Below are 16,659 nucleotides of genomic sequence, written 5' to 3' on the forward strand. Positions count from 1 at the left end.
AGCCGGGGCGCCTTCATTCAGTGCCAGTAGCTCGGGTCGAGCGCGTAATGCCCGCCGCGATGCTCGCCGAACAAGGCGGTGACAGCCGGATGATCGATCGGCTCGTCGGTTCCGTCGGCCACCAGATTCTGCTGGCTCACATAAGCGACATAGGTCGCTTCACCATTGTCCGCGAACAGATGGTAGAAAGGCTGATCCCGCTCCGGCCGCATCGTCTCGGGAATGGCCTCATACCATTCCTCGCTGTTGGAAAAGACCGGATCGATATCGAACACAACCCCGCGAAACCCCAGCAGGCGGTGCCGGACCTTCTCCCCAATGCCGAAATGCGCGTGCGACACGCGATGGGCGGCACTGATCGTCGGAATGTGCGTCACGGAAGAGAATGACTTGCGGGCTTGGGCTTGATTCATGAGACAGATTTAGTGTCGCCGGCACCGAGTGCAAGTTTTCCCGCACCGACTGCTTGGCAAAGCCCCGATCATCCGCTAACAGCGCGCGCTCGACTACCGCAGCGGCGCTCTCATTCAGGGCACTGCGACGCGAAAACCTCTGCGGAGAGGTGGCAGAGTGGTCGAATGCGCCGCACTCGAAATGCGGTGTACGGGCAACCGTACCGTGGGTTCGAATCCCACCCTCTCCGCCAGTTCCTGCACCTCAGTGATCTTTTTCGAGCCAGCGCGTACGCAAATTTTCTCGAAAATCCTAAGGTTTCGGGAGAGGGGCCATCCGTCTCCGTCCGCGGTAGATCGTGTGCAAACTCGGCCGGTTTTATGACCGATTTCAAGGCTGCGGCATGGCTTTGTTCACCGGTGCCAAGTCGCTCGCGCCTTCTCTATCCTGCGGTTGCCTTTCTGGGCATCGGGGCACACACCTCCATCCTCGCGATCGTCATGGTGTTTGGTAACTGGTTTGGCGCGCGAGCAGCGCCATCGTCTTCGGCTGCGCACTCTCGGCCGGCTTTGACGCCCTCGCGTCGGTTGCTTCAGGCTATTGCTACGATCTCATCGGCACCTTTGCGCCTGTGTTATACGTTGTTGCCGCACTGTGCTTCATGGAACTGGTATTCTGGCTTTCCTTAAGCCGCCGCACCTGCTTGTAGCTCGACTAGCCGTGACCTAGCCTGAATTGACAATGAGGGTAGCATAATTGCGGTCACATTGAGCCTGGACGTGGTGATCGTTGATAGAACCAATGCGATTATGGCGCGATGGCGTGCAGCACGCCTTCCAGCCGTTCCAGTTGCTCTTCCTCAGCGATCCGCTCCTTGAGCAGCCAGCGCCCGTCTTTATGGACCAGCCCGGTCGGGACCTTCCTGCGTCGCCCGCGCGGAGTCAGCGCGATTGCTGCAGGTCCTGCGTCGACCCTCTCTATCTGGGCCAATCGAGCGAGCAGCCTGATCCGCGCGACCGCAAGAAGGCGCCCAGCAGCATCCGGGAGCGAGCCGAACCGATCGATCAGCTCTTCTTCTAAGGCTTCGAGTTCTCCTTCGTCGCTCGCCCTGGCGATCCGCACATAGAGACCCAGACGAATGTCGACGTCGGGAATCCAGTCTTCGGGCAACGCGCCAGCCGTTCCAACATTCACCTCCGCGAGCCAAAGCCCGTCATCCTCGCCGCGTGCGGCCCTCAACGCCGCCTCGAATAAATGCTGGTAAAGGTCGACGCCCATGAGCTTCATATGCCCCGCCTGAGCATCGCTTAACAGATCGCCGGCGCCGCGCTGATCAAGGTCTGCTGCACTTATCTCGAATCCCGCGCCAAGTCGGTCGTAAGTCGTAAGCGTTCGCAGGCGCTTCATCGTCTGCTCGGCAATCGTCCCACCCTCGGTGAACAGCATGACCTGTCCCCGCCTATTGCCCCGGCCGACCCGTCCGCGCAGTTGATGAAGCTGGGCGAGGCCGAAACGGTCGGCGTGCCAAACGAGCATGGTATTGGCGCGCGGCACGTCCAGACCCGCCTCGATAATATTCGTTGCGAGGAGTACATCGCCCTCGCCATTGGCGAAACGGACCATAGCCGCGTCAATCTCCGCCGCCGGTAGCTTGCCATGCGCCTCGATGAGCACAAGATCGGGCGTGATGCGCCGCAATCGCTCCGAGAGGGGCGCGAGATCCTCGATCCGTGGCACGACGACGAAGCTTTGCCCGCCCCGCGAGCGCTCGCGTAGCAACGCCGTTCTGATCTGCGCGTCGTTCGGCTCGGCAAGGCTGGTACGGATCGGCTGGCGGCGCGCTGGCGGCGTTGCGATGACGGAAATCTGCTGAAGTCCGATCATCGCCCGGTGGAGTGTTCGCGGGATCGGGGTTGCGCTCATCGCGAGCAAATGGATTTCGGCCCGGCCGCGCAGCTTCGCCTTGTCAGCTGCACCAAAACGCTGCTCCTCATCTATGACAACGAGACCCAGCTTCGCATAGCGCACGTCCTTCGCCATTACCGCGCTCGTTCCGATGACGATGTCGATCGATCCGTCCGCCAAGCCCGCCTTGACGACCTTTTTCTCTGCCGCACTCGAAAGGCGGGATAGGCTAGCGACTTTGACCCCCAGCCCTGCGAAGCGGCGCTCGAACGTTTCCAGGTGCTGGCGCACAAGCACGGTAGTCGGCGCTGCGACTACGACTTGATGCCCGGCTAGGGCAGCCAATGCCGCAGCCCGGAGGGCAACTTCGGTCTTTCCATAGCCTACATCGCCAATGATCAGTCGGTCCATTGGACGACCGCTGGCAAGATCATCGCGCACGGCTGCGATGGCCCGCGCCTGATCAGCCGTCTCATTGAACGCGAAGGTCGCAACGAAGCGCTCATAGGCAGCCGCCTCCGGCTCCAGTGAAGGGGCTTTTGTATTCATGCGCTGTTGCGCCAGCTTCAAAAGCGCCTTTGCGCTCGCCGCGACGGTCTCGTCGATCTCGCCACGCCGCTTTGCCCAGCTCGTGCCATCAAGCTTGTCGAGCTTTACTGCGTCCGCATCGGCGCCATAGCGCCAGATACGCCCCGCCTCTCCGGCAGGCACCAGTCGGCGGGTACCGCCGGCATATTCCAAAATGATCGCTTCCGATCCGCCCTCGGCTGGCGCAGCATTGAGCCCGAGGACTCGCGCGACGCCATGGTCTTCATGGACGACCACATCGCCCACGCGAATATCGCCGCCTGCGCGCGCAATTTCTGACGATGCCGTCTCCGGGGCCTCGTTCAGCAACGCCCGGCTGCCCAAGAGATCGGCGGCCGCCAGCATGATCAATCCGTCTCCGACCGCGCCCGCGTCGATCGGCGCAATTAGAGCGCCACCACTCGACTTCGGAGACGCGAGAACGGAACCGAGATCGGCCACGTCATGTAATTCGAGACCCAATTTGCGCGCGATGCGAGACCGCAGGAATCGGACATCCCGCTCGCTTCCAACGAGCAGTAATCGGTCGCCGGAATCAAGCCGCGGCTTCACAAACCGGACCATCGCGTTGAGTGGTGCGCGTTGCTCAGCGAAACGGGGGAGGGCTCCGATTTGAGCATCGGTAATCTCACTTGTCTTCCAGCCTTCTTCGCCCGCCCTCCACTCACCTTCCGCCACGGCGTCCGCCGGCTGTTCGCCCCCTGTCTCAGCTGCCAGTCGAGCAAATCGACGACGGCGCTGGTCGGCTTTTCCACTTTGAAACAGGCGCCCCGGCCGAAGATGAGCGAAAACGCTGCAACGCCGACCATCCGTTGGCTCCAGCGCGCGGCCGATCTCCAGCGCTTCGCAATCTCCAGTGCTAAGCTGGGTCGCCGGGTCGTAATGCCGGATGCTGGCGATCTGCCCATCAGAAATCTCGATGCGAGCGGGCGCACCGGCATCCGCCGGATAGATATCAATGACTTCACCCCGCACCGCGATCTCGCCCGGTTCGTCTACGCGGTCGTCACTGACATAGCCAATCGCGTTCATGTCCTGCGCAAACCCCGCAGGATGGATCTTGTCGCCCTCCCTCAGCGTAGGTGGCGCAGCGTCAAAGGCTGCTGGATCCGGATAAAGCCTTGCCGCCGCTTCGCCGCTCATTACCACAGCGATGGGCTTGACGCCGCCCGCCTGCATGGAGCGCCTGAGCATGCGCAGCGCGGCAACACGCTGCCCAATGTTCGCAGGTGAAGCAGGAGCACTGTCGCCGGGCAGTGTGTCACTTGATGGTAAGAAGATGACAACGTTCTCGGGCGCTAGCTTGCCGAGGGCGGCGGCCAGCGCCTCTGCTTCCTGTTCATCATCGGCGAGATAGAGAACGTCCTCGGCTTGCAGCGCTTTCCATAGTGTCAGGGCCCGTACACCCACTCCATGCCCGCCGCTCATTTCGCGTGTTCCCCAACAAGATCGACCGCAATTCGCGGCCCGATATTGGCAGCGGTCATCATAGCGGCGATCATAGTGGCCGCGGCCGCAATCCGGCCTGCAAAGTCTTCCAGGTTCTGCTCCTGCACTGGACGATAGGAAGCCTGAAACGCGCACGTTCGCCCCTGGTCGCAGGGTCGCGAGCAAATTTAGTCTGATTTATGTTGATTATCCTGATCGGAACTCCCCGACGTTGTTCAACGATGCGCCGCCTTCGCTGCATCGGTCCCTAGCTTGGTAGGACTGCGCCCTGATCCATCGACCGGCAGATTTGTGTCCCCGCAAGTAAACGCGTCCTTAGCGGCCGTAGCACTCGGCTCAACCAGCATTTCCGCGGGTGAGCGACGTGCGTGGGCCGCTGGAACCTTCCTTAGACCAAGCTGGAACGACTCTCATGCCAAAGGATTTCGTGGATATGCCATTGGCGGGATTCATGATGTGGCGCAGATGAAGCGCGTCGGTCCAGGGTTCTTCGGGGGCTTGGGCGGGCGCCGACGGGGTGCTGCCGGACATGCGGGTGCTCGGCGGTGAAGATCGCGACCTACAATGTGAACGGCGTCAACGGCCGACTGCCTGTCCTCCTCCGTTGGCTGGAAGAAACTGAACCCGATGTCGTCGTGCTCCAGGAGTTGAAGGCACCCCAGGAGCGCTTTCCCGAAGGCGCCATCCGCGATCTTGGTTATGATGTCATCTGGCACGGCCAGAAATCCTGGAACGGCGTCGCGATGCTGAGCCGCGTCGGAGAAATTCACGAGACCCGGCGAGGGCTTCCCGACGACCCGGACCCGAGCCAAAGCCGGTACCTCGAGGCGGCGGTCAACGGTATCCTGATTGGCGGGCTTTATCTCCCGAATGGCAATCCCCGACCTGGCCCCAAATTCGACTATAAGCTGCGCTGGTTCGAGCGGCTGATCGATCACGCTGCCGGGTTGCTCGAAACCGGGCTGCCAGTAATGCTTGCTGGTGACTTCAATGTCATGCCCACCGATCTGGACGTCTATAAGCCCGAGCGCTGGCTCGACGACGCCCTGTTCGCGCCTGAGGTGAAGGCGGCCTATTTCCGGTTGCTGGACCAAGGTTGGACAGATGCGCTTCGCACGCTTCATCCCGGCGAAGTCATCTACACCTTCTGGGATTATTTCCGGAACGCCTACGGCCGAAATGCAGGCCTTAGAATAGACCATCTGCTGCTCAGCCCGGCCCTCGCCAGCCGACTGGTCGATGCTCACGTTGACGCCCATGTGCGTAGCTGGGAAAAAACGAGCGACCATGCGCCAGTTTGGATCGAGCTTGCCGATAAGCCCAAACGCAAAAGAACCCCGAAAGCTATGTCATGATGGAGACTGAAAGCTTCCTCCTGGGCAAAAACGGCTGGGTGCCGAACAACGATCGGTTGCCCGTAATCGTTTATCGCGGCGTATTGCAGGGCGGTAACTCGGATTTGGCCGAACGGTTCGAAGCGCTGTTCGCGGAGAACGGCTGGTTGCCCGACTGGCGTGACGGTGTGTTCGACTATCATCATTATCATTCGACCACGCATGAAGCGCTCGGCGTGTTTGCCGGAAGGGCGATGCTCGAACTCGGCGGACCCGATGGCCGGCAGGTCGAAGTCGTGGCGGGCGATGCGGTGATGTTGCCCGTCGGCACCGGCCACCGCTGCGTCGCGTCCAGCGAAGATTTTCAGGTTGTTGGCGCGTACCCGAAAGGGTTGAGCTGGGACATCTGCCGGGAAGGGCCCGGCGATGCCGCCGAGGCGCGAATGGCCGCTGTGCCTGATCCCCGTCGCGATCCCGTGACTGGCGAAACGGGCGCGCGGATCGGGGCATAAGAAGGATCAGTCGCGAGACAGCTCCGCTTTCAGTGCGTCGATCCGCGTCGCCCGTTCGCTTAGGTCAGGCCTTCGGGCGGGAGTTTCTTGCCGATTTCCTCGCTCTTTTCGACAAGTTGAATGAGTTCGGCAGGCTTCAACTCTCGCACCAACTGATCGAACGTGCATTGCGCGGGCGCTTTGTCAGGGCGCCAGCGGTGGAAGCGGGTACCGTGGCGGAACCGGCTTGCGGTGATCTGGTCATAAATGACCTCGGCGATCAGCCCATGATCGAGCGCAATATAATCGCCGCTCTTGTCGGGATTCCAGCGGCTGGGTCCGCCGGGCGCCTTTCCGGTAAACCCCGGCCCGCCTTCATGCGGCTTGAGTGTTCTGATCAGGGCCTTGCGCTCGGTGGCGGGGAAACCCGAGCTAAATCCGACAAGATCGAGATGACCAGTCTCAGTATAGAGCCCAAGGAGCAGTGAGGCGACATCGCCCTTGGCAGTCTTGCGATATCCGCCAACCACGCAATCGGCCGTGCGCAATTGCTTCACCTTCCGCATCGCGCGTTCCCCTGGTCGATAGGGCTCGTCGAGCGCCTTGGCGATCACGCCATCAAGGGCGCCGCCCGTTTCGGCTAGCCAGGTTTTGGCTTGCTCCAGCGATGTCGAGGCCGGCGACAGGATCAGTGATGAATTGGCTATCGCGCTGTGTAGCGCCTCAAGCGCGCCCCGTCGTTCCGCCAGCGGCTTGTCGCGAAGGTTGCTGCTGCCGATTGCCAGCGCGTCGAACAGGATAAGCTGCGCGGGGGTCTCCCTCGAGAGCTTGGCGATGCGCGAGGCCGCGGGATGGAGGCGGGCCTGAAGCGCATCGAAGGAGAGATGATCGCGGATCGGGATCACCAGTTCGCCGTCAAGGAGCAGGTGCTTCTCAGGAAGGTTGCGAATATGGGCAATCATTTCCGGAAAGTAGCGGCCGAGCGGCTTGCCCGATTTGGACCAGATCTCAATATCGTCACCATCGCGTGCAGCGATCGCGCGAAAGCCATCCCATTTGGGTTCATACTGCCAGCCGGGTGGGGCGGGCAGTTCCTCGACCAAAACCGCTTCCATGGGCGCAAGCGGAGCCTTGCTGTCGCCAGTGGTATGGGTTGATTTCGAGCGAGCCATGCCGGGATAACCCCTGGCGGACAGAGCGGTTGCCCGGGCTGGCAGTCCATTCAGTCGGGCAGACCGGCGCACCTTTCAGCATATGCGGTGTTAGGAGCCATGTGCCGATTGAGATGGGCCGCTCCATCGTTCCATCGCACGGGACCCGGCCACCGAGCGCTCTCTTGGCTATGTCCACGGCCTCAGCGGACGGTGGGGCAGGGGGCATTCGTCGTGATGGCGTTGTTCAAAGGTGGAGGGCGGTTGCTGAAACCTGTCATCGATTCAGACCTGAGCGGCCATACGGGCATCCAACTCTGAATGGCGTAAGTTGCTCAGGAGCGGACAGGGTAATCCGGTGCGGGGCGCAGTGCAGGCTAAGCAGATGCCGTTGGCGCCAATGGGGCATCCCGACTTCCGGCTGGTCGTGCTGCTGCCTGCGGAAGGCGACGCTTAGGCGGACCAGCTAGTGAAAAAACGGACAGCTCGCTATTCGTTGGCGCCGTCAGGTCAATCTCGCAGCTTGTAATGTCATCTCTGAAGGCGGCAGTTGCGCGAACACTTTCCCATCGCTCGCTGCCAGGTTCGATTCCCGGCCAGCCGGGTTTGCTGGCGCACGACGGGATCGGGTTGGAGGACTTTCAGGGTCCCTCCAGCGGACAATCTCGTCGGGCAAGGCTTCGTTGTCCTCGCCGCGAAATTGTTGCGGGGCGGCCTTTATGGGGACGGGAAGCAATGCTCGCGCGTGCTTCCCTTGCTCGGCGACACGAAGCGCATGATCGCGGTTGGTCGCATCCTTTAATCGCGTCTTAAAGAGGCGTCGCGCGTGGCGGCCGTGAAGGATCTTGTCCTTGGTCAAAGCCTTATGGACACAAAAATTTCGGCGTACACTCTCCGCCTTTAAAAATGAGCGCAGTACCGATGTCGCGCGTCTCTCGGCTCCGTCGTTCCCGATTTCGGCCTGTACTTGCGTTCGCTGCGATCGGGAGATGGTCAGTTCGATGCTCTCTGCTCCCCTTTTATTCCAAGTGATCTCCGCAGGCCTATGCGCAACATCAGGGGCCGTCGCACCGCGTCTCTTGCACTCATCAACCTTGCAGCGCCACGCGGACCGCCGCCAGATCGCGGGCGAACAAATTCTGTTCCCGCGCTTGCGCCTCGCCGCTCAGGCGCAGAAGATAGCTGGGATGGGCGCTCAGCCAGAGCTGGCTGCCGTCCGCGAGCTGATAGGGTTGGCCGCGCTCCTTGGCGATGCTGGGTGTTCGGCCCAGCAGGGCGCGCCCGGCGCTGGCGCCCAAGGCCAGCACGATCGTTGGCTGAACGATCCGTCTTTCGGCATCGAGCCACCAGCGGCAATGGTCGATCTCCCCGGCGGTCGGGTTCTGGTGGAGACGACGCTTGCCGCGTTGCTCGAATTTGAAATGCTTGACGGCGTTGGTTAGCCGGATTTCGGCACGATCGAACCCCGCCGTCTCCAGATGCCCGTCGAGCAACTGCCCCGCCGGGCCAACAAAAGGCCGGCCCTGCTGCTCTTCGAAATCGCCGGGCTGCTCGCCCACGATCATCAGCCGCGCGTTGCCGGGGCCTTCGCCCGCGACGGCGCGCGTGCCGTTGCAACCGATCGGGCAGGCAGTGCAGGTTGAGATGCCCTCGGCAATCTCGCCGAGGGACGTCGGGGGCGGGCGCTGGAAGGGATCGGCGCCCTGATCGACCATCTGAGCCTCGCGAGCCTGCGCGCCGGCAATCAGCGCGGGGATCAACGCGGCTTCCGGCAGGTTCTTCCAGTAGCGTCGAGGCATTTCCTTCACCATCATCGCCACCTTGAGCCGCGCGGGGTTGAAGATGGAGGCATAATAACGCTGCCAAAGCCCTTCGATCTCGTCTTCGCCAGGGGCATCCCGGGCGTCGGCGCCCGGCCCCTCCGCAAGCTGAGCGCCATCCCAGTGAAGGCTGAGATCGGGTGTCAGGATGGACCAGCGCTGGCCCGCAAACCGGTTTAGGAAAAACGGGGCATTGGCGCGCACGATGGCATGATCCGGCTCAAACCAGGCCACATAGCGGTCCGTTCCATTGGGATCATGGGCCAGCCGAAATCGCACGAACGCGCGCATCTTATGAATGTCGCGGCGCACCTGCCGCTCCAACTGCGTCAGGGCGTGCACATCAGCATCGCTCGTCTTTTCAAGCAGGTGTGGGTCGCTTTGCAGGCGCCACAGCAGGCGATAGAGCAGCGCCAACCGTGTATCCGAGCTGTGCAGGATCACCTTGCGGGCCAACCCGATGAAGCGCTTGTTGGCCGTGACCGCGCGGGGTGATGGAGCCGGTTCAGGCGTGTCTTTGGACGCGAACAAATCCCGCCCGCCGTCCGTTGCCGCTGCCCAGCGGATATGCTCCGGTGTGACGCCCTGCGAGACCAGGGCGCGGGCCAGATCACGCCAGGCATCGAAATCATGGGCATCTTCTATTTCGGCGCTGAAGAGCGCCGGTGGGTGCGGGACCGAGGCCGGCCTCACCCGAACAGTTCCATCTGGCGGGGCGGCGGGGCCAGTCGGGCGCGCAGGTTTGCCGTGTCGATCAAGCCAGTCGGGCGCCAGTCGGCCGTGACGATGAACGGCCGCAACTTCGTCACCGTGCGGGTGAGCCGGGCGAGATCATCCAGCCGGAGACGATGATGGCGGCGGGCTTGCAGGATGGCAGCCACCGCCCGCGTGCCCAGTCCTGGCACGCGCAACAGCTTCTCGCGCGAGGCCAGATTGATGTCGACCGGAAAATCCTGCCGGTGCCGCAAGGCCCAGGCCAGCTTGGGGTCAATGTCGAGCGCCAGCATCCCGTCATCGTTGGTCGCGGTCTGCACCTCGCTGGTCGAAAATCCGTAGAAGCGGATCAGCCAGTCGGACTGATAGAGCCGATGCTCGCGCATCAGCGGCGGTCGCTTGAGCGGCAGGACGGCGCTGGCATCGGGGATCGGGCTGAAGGCGGAATAATAGACGCGGCGCAGGCGATGGCGGTCGTACAATTCGCTGGCCCGGCCGATGATCTGCGTGTCGCTGGCGCCATCCGCGCCGACGATCATCTGGGTAGATTGGCCGGCGGGCGCGAACATCGGCGCATGTTTGAAGCGTTTGCGCGCATCCTTCGCCTCGACCATGGCCGAACCGAGCCGCGCCATCGCGCCTTCGATCTGCCCGCCATTCTTGTCGGGCGCCAAATCGGTCAGACCGCGCTCGGTCGGCAGTTCGACATTGATCGAGACGCGATCGGCCCAGCGACCGGCCTGTTCGACCAACATGCGATCGGCCTCGGGAATGGTCTTGAGGTGGATATAACCTTTGAAGCCATGATCCTCCCGCAACGCGCGCGCGACCTCGATCAACTGCTCCATCGTGTGGTCGGCAGACTTGATGATGCCGGAGGAGAGGAACAGGCCCTCGATATAATTGCGCCGGTAGAAGTTGAGCGTCAGCTCGACCACTTCCTGGGCCGTGAAGCGCGCGCGCCGCACATTCGAGCTCTTGCGATTGACGCAATAATGGCAGTCGAAAATGCAATGATTGGTGAGCAAGATCTTGAGCAGCGAGATGCAGCGCCCATCCGGCGCATAAGCATGGCAGATGCCCATGCCTTCGGTCGAGCCGATCCCCTTGCCGTCGCGACTGTTGCGCTTGGCGGTCCCGGAGGATGCGCAGGAAGCATCATATTTCGCGGCGTCCGCAAGGATCGCCAAGCGGTCGGTAATCGTCTCCTGTTTCATTTGTTCTTTATATGTTCCAGCGTAATGCCCGGCAAGCGCCGAGCGGGCCAGCCCGGCTCGGTTCGTCTGAAAATTGCACTGCCATGTGCCTTGCGCTATGCGCTGACGGAGAGCCCCGGTGTCCGCTGATCCTCGCTGATTCGCGCCGCCGGGGCCTTGATTTTTACAACTGATGAGTAGGCACCCGCACATGTCCCGTCGTCGCCAGATTTATGAGGGCAAGGCGAAGATCCTCTATGAAGGTCCTGAACCCGGCACGCTGATCCAGTATTTCAAGGATGATGCGACTGCCTTCAATGCGCAGAAGAAGGGGACCATCTCCGGGAAGGGTGTGCTGAATAACCGGATTTCCGAGCATGTCTTCACGCTGCTCGCGAACATCGGCGTGCCCACCCACTTCATCAAGCGGCTCAACATGCGCGAGCAGCTCATTCGTCAGGTGGAGATCGTGCCGATCGAGGTCGTGGTGCGCAATGTCGCCGCTGGCTCGCTCTCCACCCGGCTGGGCATTGAAGAGGGCACGCAGCTCCCCCGCACGCTCATCGAATATTATTACAAGGATGATGCGCTCGGCGATCCGCTGATCACCGAAGAGCATATCGCCTGCTTCGGCTGGGCGAGCCAGGAAGAGATGCACGACATCGCCGACATGGCGATCCGCGTAAACGACTTCATGAGCGGCTTGTTCGCCGGCATCGGTATCCGTCTGGTCGACTTCAAGCTGGAGTTCGGCCGCATCTGGGATGGCGATTTCTCGCGTATCATCCTGGCCGACGAGATCAGCCCCGATGGCTGCCGCTTGTGGGATATGGCCACCAACGAGAAGCTGGACAAGGACCGCTTCCGCCGCGATCTCGGCGGTGAGGTCGAGGCCTATCAGGAGGTCGCCCGCCGCCTTGGCCTGCTGCCCGAGGGCCTTGAGAACGACGTTCTCGATCTGGAAAGCCACCGCAAGAAGCGCGGCAAGTAAGAGGCGTTTCGGGCCGGGCGCTCATCAGCGGCGCCCGGCACCCGCGCCTTTACATCGGCGCGCCGGGAAGTACCCAGGCATTGAGGCCCATCCACAGGGCCATGGCGACCATGAACAAGTCTTCGGTGAACGACACGAAGCCGAGTGGCACATTGGTCCCGCCGCCGACGCAGGCACATTTGAGGCTGCGTTTCTCCACATAGACGGCCTTGTAGATCGAGACCGCGCCGATGCCGCCGATGAACGCGGCGACTGGTACCGAGAGCCAGGGCAGGGCCCCCGCGAGCATCAGCACGCCGGCGCCCAATTGGGCGAACGGATAGATTGAGGCATAGGGCACCCATTTGCGGGCCAGCAGATCATAGCCCAGGAACATGGTCGCGAACCGATCCACATCCTGCAGCTTGAGCATCGCCAGTAGGATCATCGTCGTGGAGATGAAACGCTCGAGGGTGAGCAGGCTGAGCAGCGGCGCGGCCGTCAACAGATCGATCGTCAGCGCGATCAGCGCCGCGACAGCGAACACGACCAGAACAGGCGTATAGCTCGTCGCGTTCGGATCTTTGACGCTCAGGCCCAGGAAGCGGCGCAAGTCATCATGGCCACCGATCCGCTGACCGTCGATGAACACCTGCGGCGTCGTGGTCACATAATGCTCGGCCTTGAACGCCTCCTGCTGGGCGCGGGTTTCGATCCAGCGATCCTCGACATCATAGCCTTTGCCGCGCAGCAGGTGCAGCGCCTTGAGGCCATACGGGCAGATGTGGCCGGGCATCACCATCCGATAGAGAACGGCCTTACGGCTGCTCGTGGCGCGGGGTTCAGGCATTGACGCTCATCCTTGCTGAGAAGTCCATGCACCCCATATAGGGTCTGTACCACGGTACGGAGTCAAGCATGGCGGCGATGAGCATTTCGGGTCTGGCGAAAGCCGGCGGTGTGGGGGTCGAGACGATCCGCTTCTATCAGCGCAAGGACTTGCTCCCCACGCCCGAGAAGCAGGCCGGCAACGACCTGTCCGGGGGCATAAGGCGCTATGGTGAGGAGGATGTCCGGCGGCTGCGCTTCATTCGAGCGGCGCAGCAGGCCGGCTTTACGCTGGAGGAAATCCGCACGCTGTTGTCGCTGGACGCGGGGCAGGATCGTGCCCGCGCGCGCGCCTTGGCGGAAGAGCGGCTGGTCCAGCTCGATGAAAAGATCGCGCAATTGGAAGCGGCCCGCGCCTCGCTGCGCCAACTCGCGCGGACCTGTGCCCGTTCCGAAGAAGGGCCGTGCCCGATCCTGCAATCCTTCGGCGTGTGAGGCCTTATCCGGCGGGGAGGCGCAGGCGTACCATCAGGCCGCCGAGGTCCTCGCTCTCGTCCAACGTGACCGAGCCGCCGTAGATTTCCGCGACATCGCGCACGATGGCAAGGCCAAGGCCGGTGCCGGGCTTGCCGCTATCCAGCCGCACGCCGCGATCGAAGATGCGTTCGCGCGCGGCCTCGGGAATGCCCATGCCGTCGTCCTCCACGAGAATGTCGACCCAGGGCGTGCTCTGCACCACGGTGACGAACACGCTGCCACCGCCATATTTGGCGGCATTCTCGACCAGGTTGCCGAGCAGCTCGTCCAGATCCTGCCGCTCGACGCGGACGACGGCCGTCTGCGCGCCGTCGCGGTCGATGCGGACATCAGGGTAGAGGCGCTCGACGGCGCGCTCCACCGCTTCGAGGCTCGGCCACACCAATGTGCGGCTTTGTGCCGCGCCGCGCCGGCCGAGAGCACGGGCACGGGCGAGATGGTGGTCGATCTGGCGGCGCATCGTCCCGGTTTCCCGCACCACCGTGGTGGCGAGGTCGGGCGACTGGGCCGTCGCGGCGTTCATCACGACCGTCAGCGGCGTCTTGAGCGCGTGGGCGAGATTGCCGGCGTGGCGGCGGGCTTCCTCCGCCTGCTGCTCGTTATGGGCGAGCAGCGCGTTCAATTCCTCGACCAGCGGCTGGACCTCCCGGGGCAGGGGCACGGTTACGCGGCTCTTCTCGCCATCCCGCATGCGCGCGATTTCGCGGCGGATATGGCGCAGCGGACGCAGGCCGAAGAACACCTGCAGGCCAGCCAATATGATCAGCCCGACGCCGAGGATAACAAAGCTGTTGAACAGGGTGGCCCGCAGCGCATGGATTTGCGCGTCCAGCCCCTCGCGCGCCTGCGCGACGATGAAAATCCACCGCGTATTGCTGCCCGGCAGGATCACCGTGCGAGCCATCAGGCGCAGCGGTTCATCGGGGAACTGGTTGCTGTCCATCCCCTCGCCGGGATTGGTGGTCATGCCCGGCGTGACGCGGATCGCGCGATCCCACAGCGAACGGGAGCGCCAGTCTTCATGGCCCTGACCGCTGATCTGGTAATAGAGCCCGCTCGCCGGCTCCAGAAACCGCTGGTCGGCAAGCGGACGGTTGAACAGCACTTCGCCTTCCGGGCCGATCTCTGCCGAGGAGATCATGGCGGTCAGCACATAGGACAAGCCGTCATCGAAGGTGCGCGTGACGGTGCTGACCAGCACCCGGTCGAGCGCCAGCGCGCCGCCGAGCAACAGAAGGCCGATCCAGATGGCCGAGATGCCGAGAATGCGGCGGCTGAGCGATCCGGTGCTGCGGCTGGAGGCTGGCGGGGGCGCCGTCTCCGCATCGTGCGGCAGCGGTTCAGCCAGCGGGGTCCTCCAGGCTGTAGCCCAGGCCGCGGATGGTGGAGATCACGTCGGCACCCAGCTTCTTGCGGATGCGCGTGACGAACACCTCGATGGTGTTGGAATCCCGGTCGAAATCCTGATCGTAGATATGCTCGATCAGCTCGGTGCGGCTCACCACCTTGCCCTTGTGGTGCATGAGGTAGGAGAGCAACTTATATTCCTGCGCGGTCAGCTTCACCGGCTCGCCGTTCAGCGTGACCTTGCCCGAGCGGGTATCCAGCCGCACGCTGCCGGCGATGAGCTCGGACGAGGCATTGCCGGACGAGCGGCGAATGAGCGCGCGCAGGCGGGCGATCAGCTCCTCGCTCTGGAACGGCTTGGCGAGATAGTCGTCCGCACCGGCATCGAGCCCCGCAACCTTGTCGGACCAGCTGTCCCGCGCTGTCAGCACGAGCACCGGCACCGCCGAGCCTTCCTTGCGCCAGCGGTCGAGCACAGTCAGGCCGTCGATTTCCGGCAGGCCCAGGTCGAGGATGATCGCGTCGTAGCTCTCCGTCGACCCCAGGAAATGACCGTCCTCGCCATCGGTCGCCAGGTCGACGGCATAGCCGACGCCTTCGAGCGTGGACTTGAGCTGTTTGCCCAAGGTCGGCTCATCTTCGACGATCAGCAGACGCATGGCTTTTCCTTTCCGATTGAGGGAGCGTGCGCAGGCGATCCGGCCGGATCAGCGCGTCCGTCCGATGATATTGCCGGTCTTGCCGTCCACATCAACCCAGATGACCTTGCCATCCTGCTGGAGGAACTGCATCCGGTACACGCCTTCGCGAACGGATGGGGCGACGCCGACATATTGGGCGTCGCTGATCTCGCGCTCGACACGACGCTTGATGATCGAAAACGGCATCACCTCACCATCGAGCATGGCGCGCCGCGCCGCCCGCTGGTCATCGCCCCGCGCAAAGCTCTGCGCCGAAACCGGGAGGCTGGTGGCCGCCAGTGCCATCAGCCCGCCGAGCAGAAGAGAGGATGAAAGATGTTTCATGATGCCGTGTTAGCCATCAAGCATTGAACAAGCGCTGAATGTCCCATCTGTCCCCCGTTCAGGGTTCCAGCATATACTGGACGTTGAGGGAAATCGAGGTGGCGATCTCACCGGGCTCGATCTTGGTCTGCGGCGCGGCTGCAGCAGAGTCGCGCATCGCCATCATCGGCATCGGCGGCGGCGCGAAACCGCCACCTTCGGAGATGCTGACCAGCCGGGCGGTGCGGAAGCCGGTCGCCTGCGCATAAAGGTTTGCGCGGGCCTGCGCGGTTTTTAGCGCCTTGGTGCGGGCCTGATCGAGCAGCTTGTCCGGCTCGGCAATGCCAAAGCTCGGGCCATTGATGTTGGTTGCGCCCGCTGCGACCAGCGAGTCGATCAGATCGCCTGCGCTATCCAGCTTGCGGACCGCGACGGTGAGCTGGTTGCTGGCTTCATAGCCGATGAAGCGCGGACCTTTGCCATCCGTGCGGTCGCTATAATCATATTGCGGGTTGAGGTTGATGCCGCTGGTCTGGATGTCCTTGCGGGCGATGCCAGCCTTCACAAGCGCGGCGATCAGCTTATCCATCTGGGTGGCATTCTGCGCCATCGCATCCTTTGCCGACATCGCGCGGGTCTGCACGCCGGTGTTGATCGTCGCCATATCCGGCGCGCTGTTCACCGATTCACTGACGCTCAGGCTCAGCAGCGGGCCCTTGGCAGCCTGGGGTGCCGGCGGTTGCGGCTGGGCCGAGACGATCGCCGGCGTCATGAGAGCGGCAGTTGCAGCGAGCAGAATTGGCAAACGACGCATGGAACATTTTCCCTTTTGTGTGATGGCCATAGAAATGGGCTGAAGCTTCTGAACGCATCCTGACCCATCGAGTTTCTTCCCGTTCATCTGGCGCCTCAGCCCTTGCTCCCGCCGCCTG

The 16,659-nt window shown here is 62.8% G+C and carries 14 protein-coding genes and 1 tRNA gene; 5 read left to right on the top strand and 10 right to left on the bottom strand.

Features of this window, described 5'->3' with window-relative positions; genetic code table 11:
- Nucleotides 1–17: 17 nt before the first annotated feature.
- Nucleotides 18–413 (bottom strand): heat shock protein HspQ, encoded by a 396-nt coding sequence (gene hspQ / locus M2343_RS01230; RefSeq protein WP_181560302.1) that lies wholly within the window; start codon nucleotides 411–413, stop codon nucleotides 18–20.
- 143 nt (nucleotides 414–556) lie between these two features.
- Between hspQ and M2343_RS01235 the strand changes: the two genes are divergently transcribed.
- A tRNA-Ser gene (locus M2343_RS01235) sits at nucleotides 557–646 on the top strand.
- 554 nt (nucleotides 647–1,200) lie between these two features.
- Here the strand turns inward: M2343_RS01235 and M2343_RS01240 are convergent.
- Nucleotides 1,201–4,314: a DEAD/DEAH box helicase gene (locus M2343_RS01240; RefSeq protein ID WP_264575297.1), complete on the bottom strand. Its 3,114-nt coding sequence runs from the start codon at nucleotides 4,312–4,314 to the stop codon at nucleotides 1,201–1,203.
- Between the two features lie 566 nt (nucleotides 4,315–4,880).
- On the opposite strand from M2343_RS01240, the gene xth reads away from it, so the two are divergent.
- Nucleotides 4,881–5,690 carry an exodeoxyribonuclease III gene (gene xth / locus M2343_RS01245; RefSeq protein ID WP_264575298.1) on the top strand — a complete coding sequence of 270 codons (810 nt, stop codon included), beginning with the start codon at nucleotides 4,881–4,883 and terminating at the stop codon, nucleotides 5,688–5,690.
- Complete coding sequence (locus tag M2343_RS01250) at nucleotides 5,687–6,181, top strand: cupin (RefSeq protein WP_264575299.1); 495 nt, start codon at nucleotides 5,687–5,689, stop codon at nucleotides 6,179–6,181. Before xth ends, M2343_RS01250 begins: the two co-directional genes overlap by 4 nt.
- 59 nt (nucleotides 6,182–6,240) lie before the next feature.
- On the opposite strand, the gene M2343_RS01255 is transcribed toward M2343_RS01250, so the two are convergent.
- The 3 genes from M2343_RS01255 to M2343_RS01265 all read right to left on the bottom strand — a co-directional run bounded on the left by M2343_RS01255 (nucleotide 6,241) and on the right by M2343_RS01265 (nucleotide 11,062).
- Nucleotides 6,241–7,332, bottom strand: coding sequence for an ATP-dependent DNA ligase (locus M2343_RS01255; RefSeq protein WP_264575300.1), 1,092 nt, complete (start codon nucleotides 7,330–7,332; stop codon nucleotides 6,241–6,243).
- Nucleotides 7,333–8,399: 1,067 nt separating this feature from the next.
- Nucleotides 8,400–9,824, bottom strand: coding sequence for a UdgX family uracil-DNA binding protein (locus M2343_RS01260; protein WP_264575301.1), 1,425 nt, complete (start codon nucleotides 9,822–9,824; stop codon nucleotides 8,400–8,402).
- Nucleotides 9,821–11,062: a putative DNA modification/repair radical SAM protein gene (locus M2343_RS01265; RefSeq protein WP_264575302.1), complete on the bottom strand. Its 1,242-nt coding sequence runs from the start codon at nucleotides 11,060–11,062 to the stop codon at nucleotides 9,821–9,823. Before M2343_RS01265 ends, M2343_RS01260 begins: the two co-directional genes overlap by 4 nt.
- 190 nt (nucleotides 11,063–11,252) lie before the next feature.
- On the opposite strand from M2343_RS01265, the gene purC reads away from it, so the two are divergent.
- Nucleotides 11,253–12,032: a phosphoribosylaminoimidazolesuccinocarboxamide synthase gene (gene purC / locus M2343_RS01270; RefSeq protein WP_181560284.1), complete on the top strand. Its 780-nt coding sequence runs from the start codon at nucleotides 11,253–11,255 to the stop codon at nucleotides 12,030–12,032.
- A gap of 49 nt (nucleotides 12,033–12,081) precedes the next feature.
- Here the strand turns inward: purC and M2343_RS01275 are convergent, their stop codons facing one another.
- On the bottom strand, nucleotides 12,082–12,861 hold the full coding sequence (locus tag M2343_RS01275) for a MauE/DoxX family redox-associated membrane protein (protein ID WP_264575303.1): 780 nt from the start codon (nucleotides 12,859–12,861) through the stop codon (nucleotides 12,082–12,084).
- A gap of 68 nt (nucleotides 12,862–12,929) precedes the next feature.
- Here M2343_RS01275 and M2343_RS01280 point away from each other — a divergent pair, with 68 nt between their 5' ends.
- Complete coding sequence (locus M2343_RS01280) at nucleotides 12,930–13,334, top strand: MerR family transcriptional regulator (protein WP_264575304.1); 405 nt, start codon at nucleotides 12,930–12,932, stop codon at nucleotides 13,332–13,334.
- A 4-nt stretch (nucleotides 13,335–13,338) separates the two neighbouring features.
- Here the strand turns inward: M2343_RS01280 and M2343_RS01285 are convergent, their stop codons facing one another.
- The 4 genes from M2343_RS01285 to M2343_RS01300 form a co-directional block, all read right to left on the bottom strand.
- Complete coding sequence (locus tag M2343_RS01285; protein ID WP_181561478.1) at nucleotides 13,339–14,643, bottom strand: sensor histidine kinase; 1,305 nt, start codon at nucleotides 14,641–14,643, stop codon at nucleotides 13,339–13,341.
- 73 nt (nucleotides 14,644–14,716) lie between these two features.
- On the bottom strand, nucleotides 14,717–15,382 hold the full coding sequence (locus M2343_RS01290; RefSeq protein ID WP_181560281.1) for a response regulator transcription factor: 666 nt from the start codon (nucleotides 15,380–15,382) through the stop codon (nucleotides 14,717–14,719).
- Between the two features lie 48 nt (nucleotides 15,383–15,430).
- A complete protein-coding gene (locus M2343_RS01295; RefSeq protein WP_181560280.1) occupies nucleotides 15,431–15,748 on the bottom strand; it encodes a hypothetical protein in 318 nt (105 codons plus the stop codon).
- Nucleotides 15,749–15,806: 58 nt separating this feature from the next.
- Nucleotides 15,807–16,541, bottom strand: coding sequence for an SIMPL domain-containing protein (locus M2343_RS01300; RefSeq protein WP_264573336.1), 735 nt, complete (start codon nucleotides 16,539–16,541; stop codon nucleotides 15,807–15,809).
- Between the last annotated feature and the right edge of the window lie 118 nt (nucleotides 16,542–16,659).

Source organism: Sphingobium sp. B8D3B, from assembly GCF_025961875.1.
GTDB lineage: Bacteria > Pseudomonadota > Alphaproteobacteria > Sphingomonadales > Sphingomonadaceae > Sphingobium.

Bases quoted from the DNA above. Each gene is read 5' to 3' on its own strand.
- hspQ (WP_181560302.1), bottom strand. From the start codon at position 413: ATGAATCAAGCCCAAGCCCGCAAGTCATTCTCTTCCGTGACGCACATT.
- M2343_RS01240 (WP_264575297.1), bottom strand. From the start codon at position 4,314: ATGAGCGGCGGGCATGGAGTGGGTGTACGGGCCCTGACACTATGGAAA.
- M2343_RS01250 (WP_264575299.1), top strand. From the start codon at position 5,687: ATGATGGAGACTGAAAGCTTCCTCCTGGGCAAAAACGGCTGGGTGCCG.
- M2343_RS01255 (WP_264575300.1), bottom strand. From the start codon at position 7,332: ATGGCTCGCTCGAAATCAACCCATACCACTGGCGACAGCAAGGCTCCG.
- M2343_RS01265 (WP_264575302.1), bottom strand. From the start codon at position 11,062: ATGAAACAGGAGACGATTACCGACCGCTTGGCGATCCTTGCGGACGCC.
- purC (WP_181560284.1), top strand. From the start codon at position 11,253: ATGTCCCGTCGTCGCCAGATTTATGAGGGCAAGGCGAAGATCCTCTAT.
- M2343_RS01275 (WP_264575303.1), bottom strand. From the start codon at position 12,861: ATGCCTGAACCCCGCGCCACGAGCAGCCGTAAGGCCGTTCTCTATCGG.
- M2343_RS01280 (WP_264575304.1), top strand. From the start codon at position 12,930: ATGGCGGCGATGAGCATTTCGGGTCTGGCGAAAGCCGGCGGTGTGGGG.
- M2343_RS01290 (WP_181560281.1), bottom strand. From the start codon at position 15,382: ATGCGTCTGCTGATCGTCGAAGATGAGCCGACCTTGGGCAAACAGCTC.
- M2343_RS01295 (WP_181560280.1), bottom strand. From the start codon at position 15,748: ATGAAACATCTTTCATCCTCTCTTCTGCTCGGCGGGCTGATGGCACTG.
- M2343_RS01300 (WP_264573336.1), bottom strand. From the start codon at position 16,541: ATGCGTCGTTTGCCAATTCTGCTCGCTGCAACTGCCGCTCTCATGACG.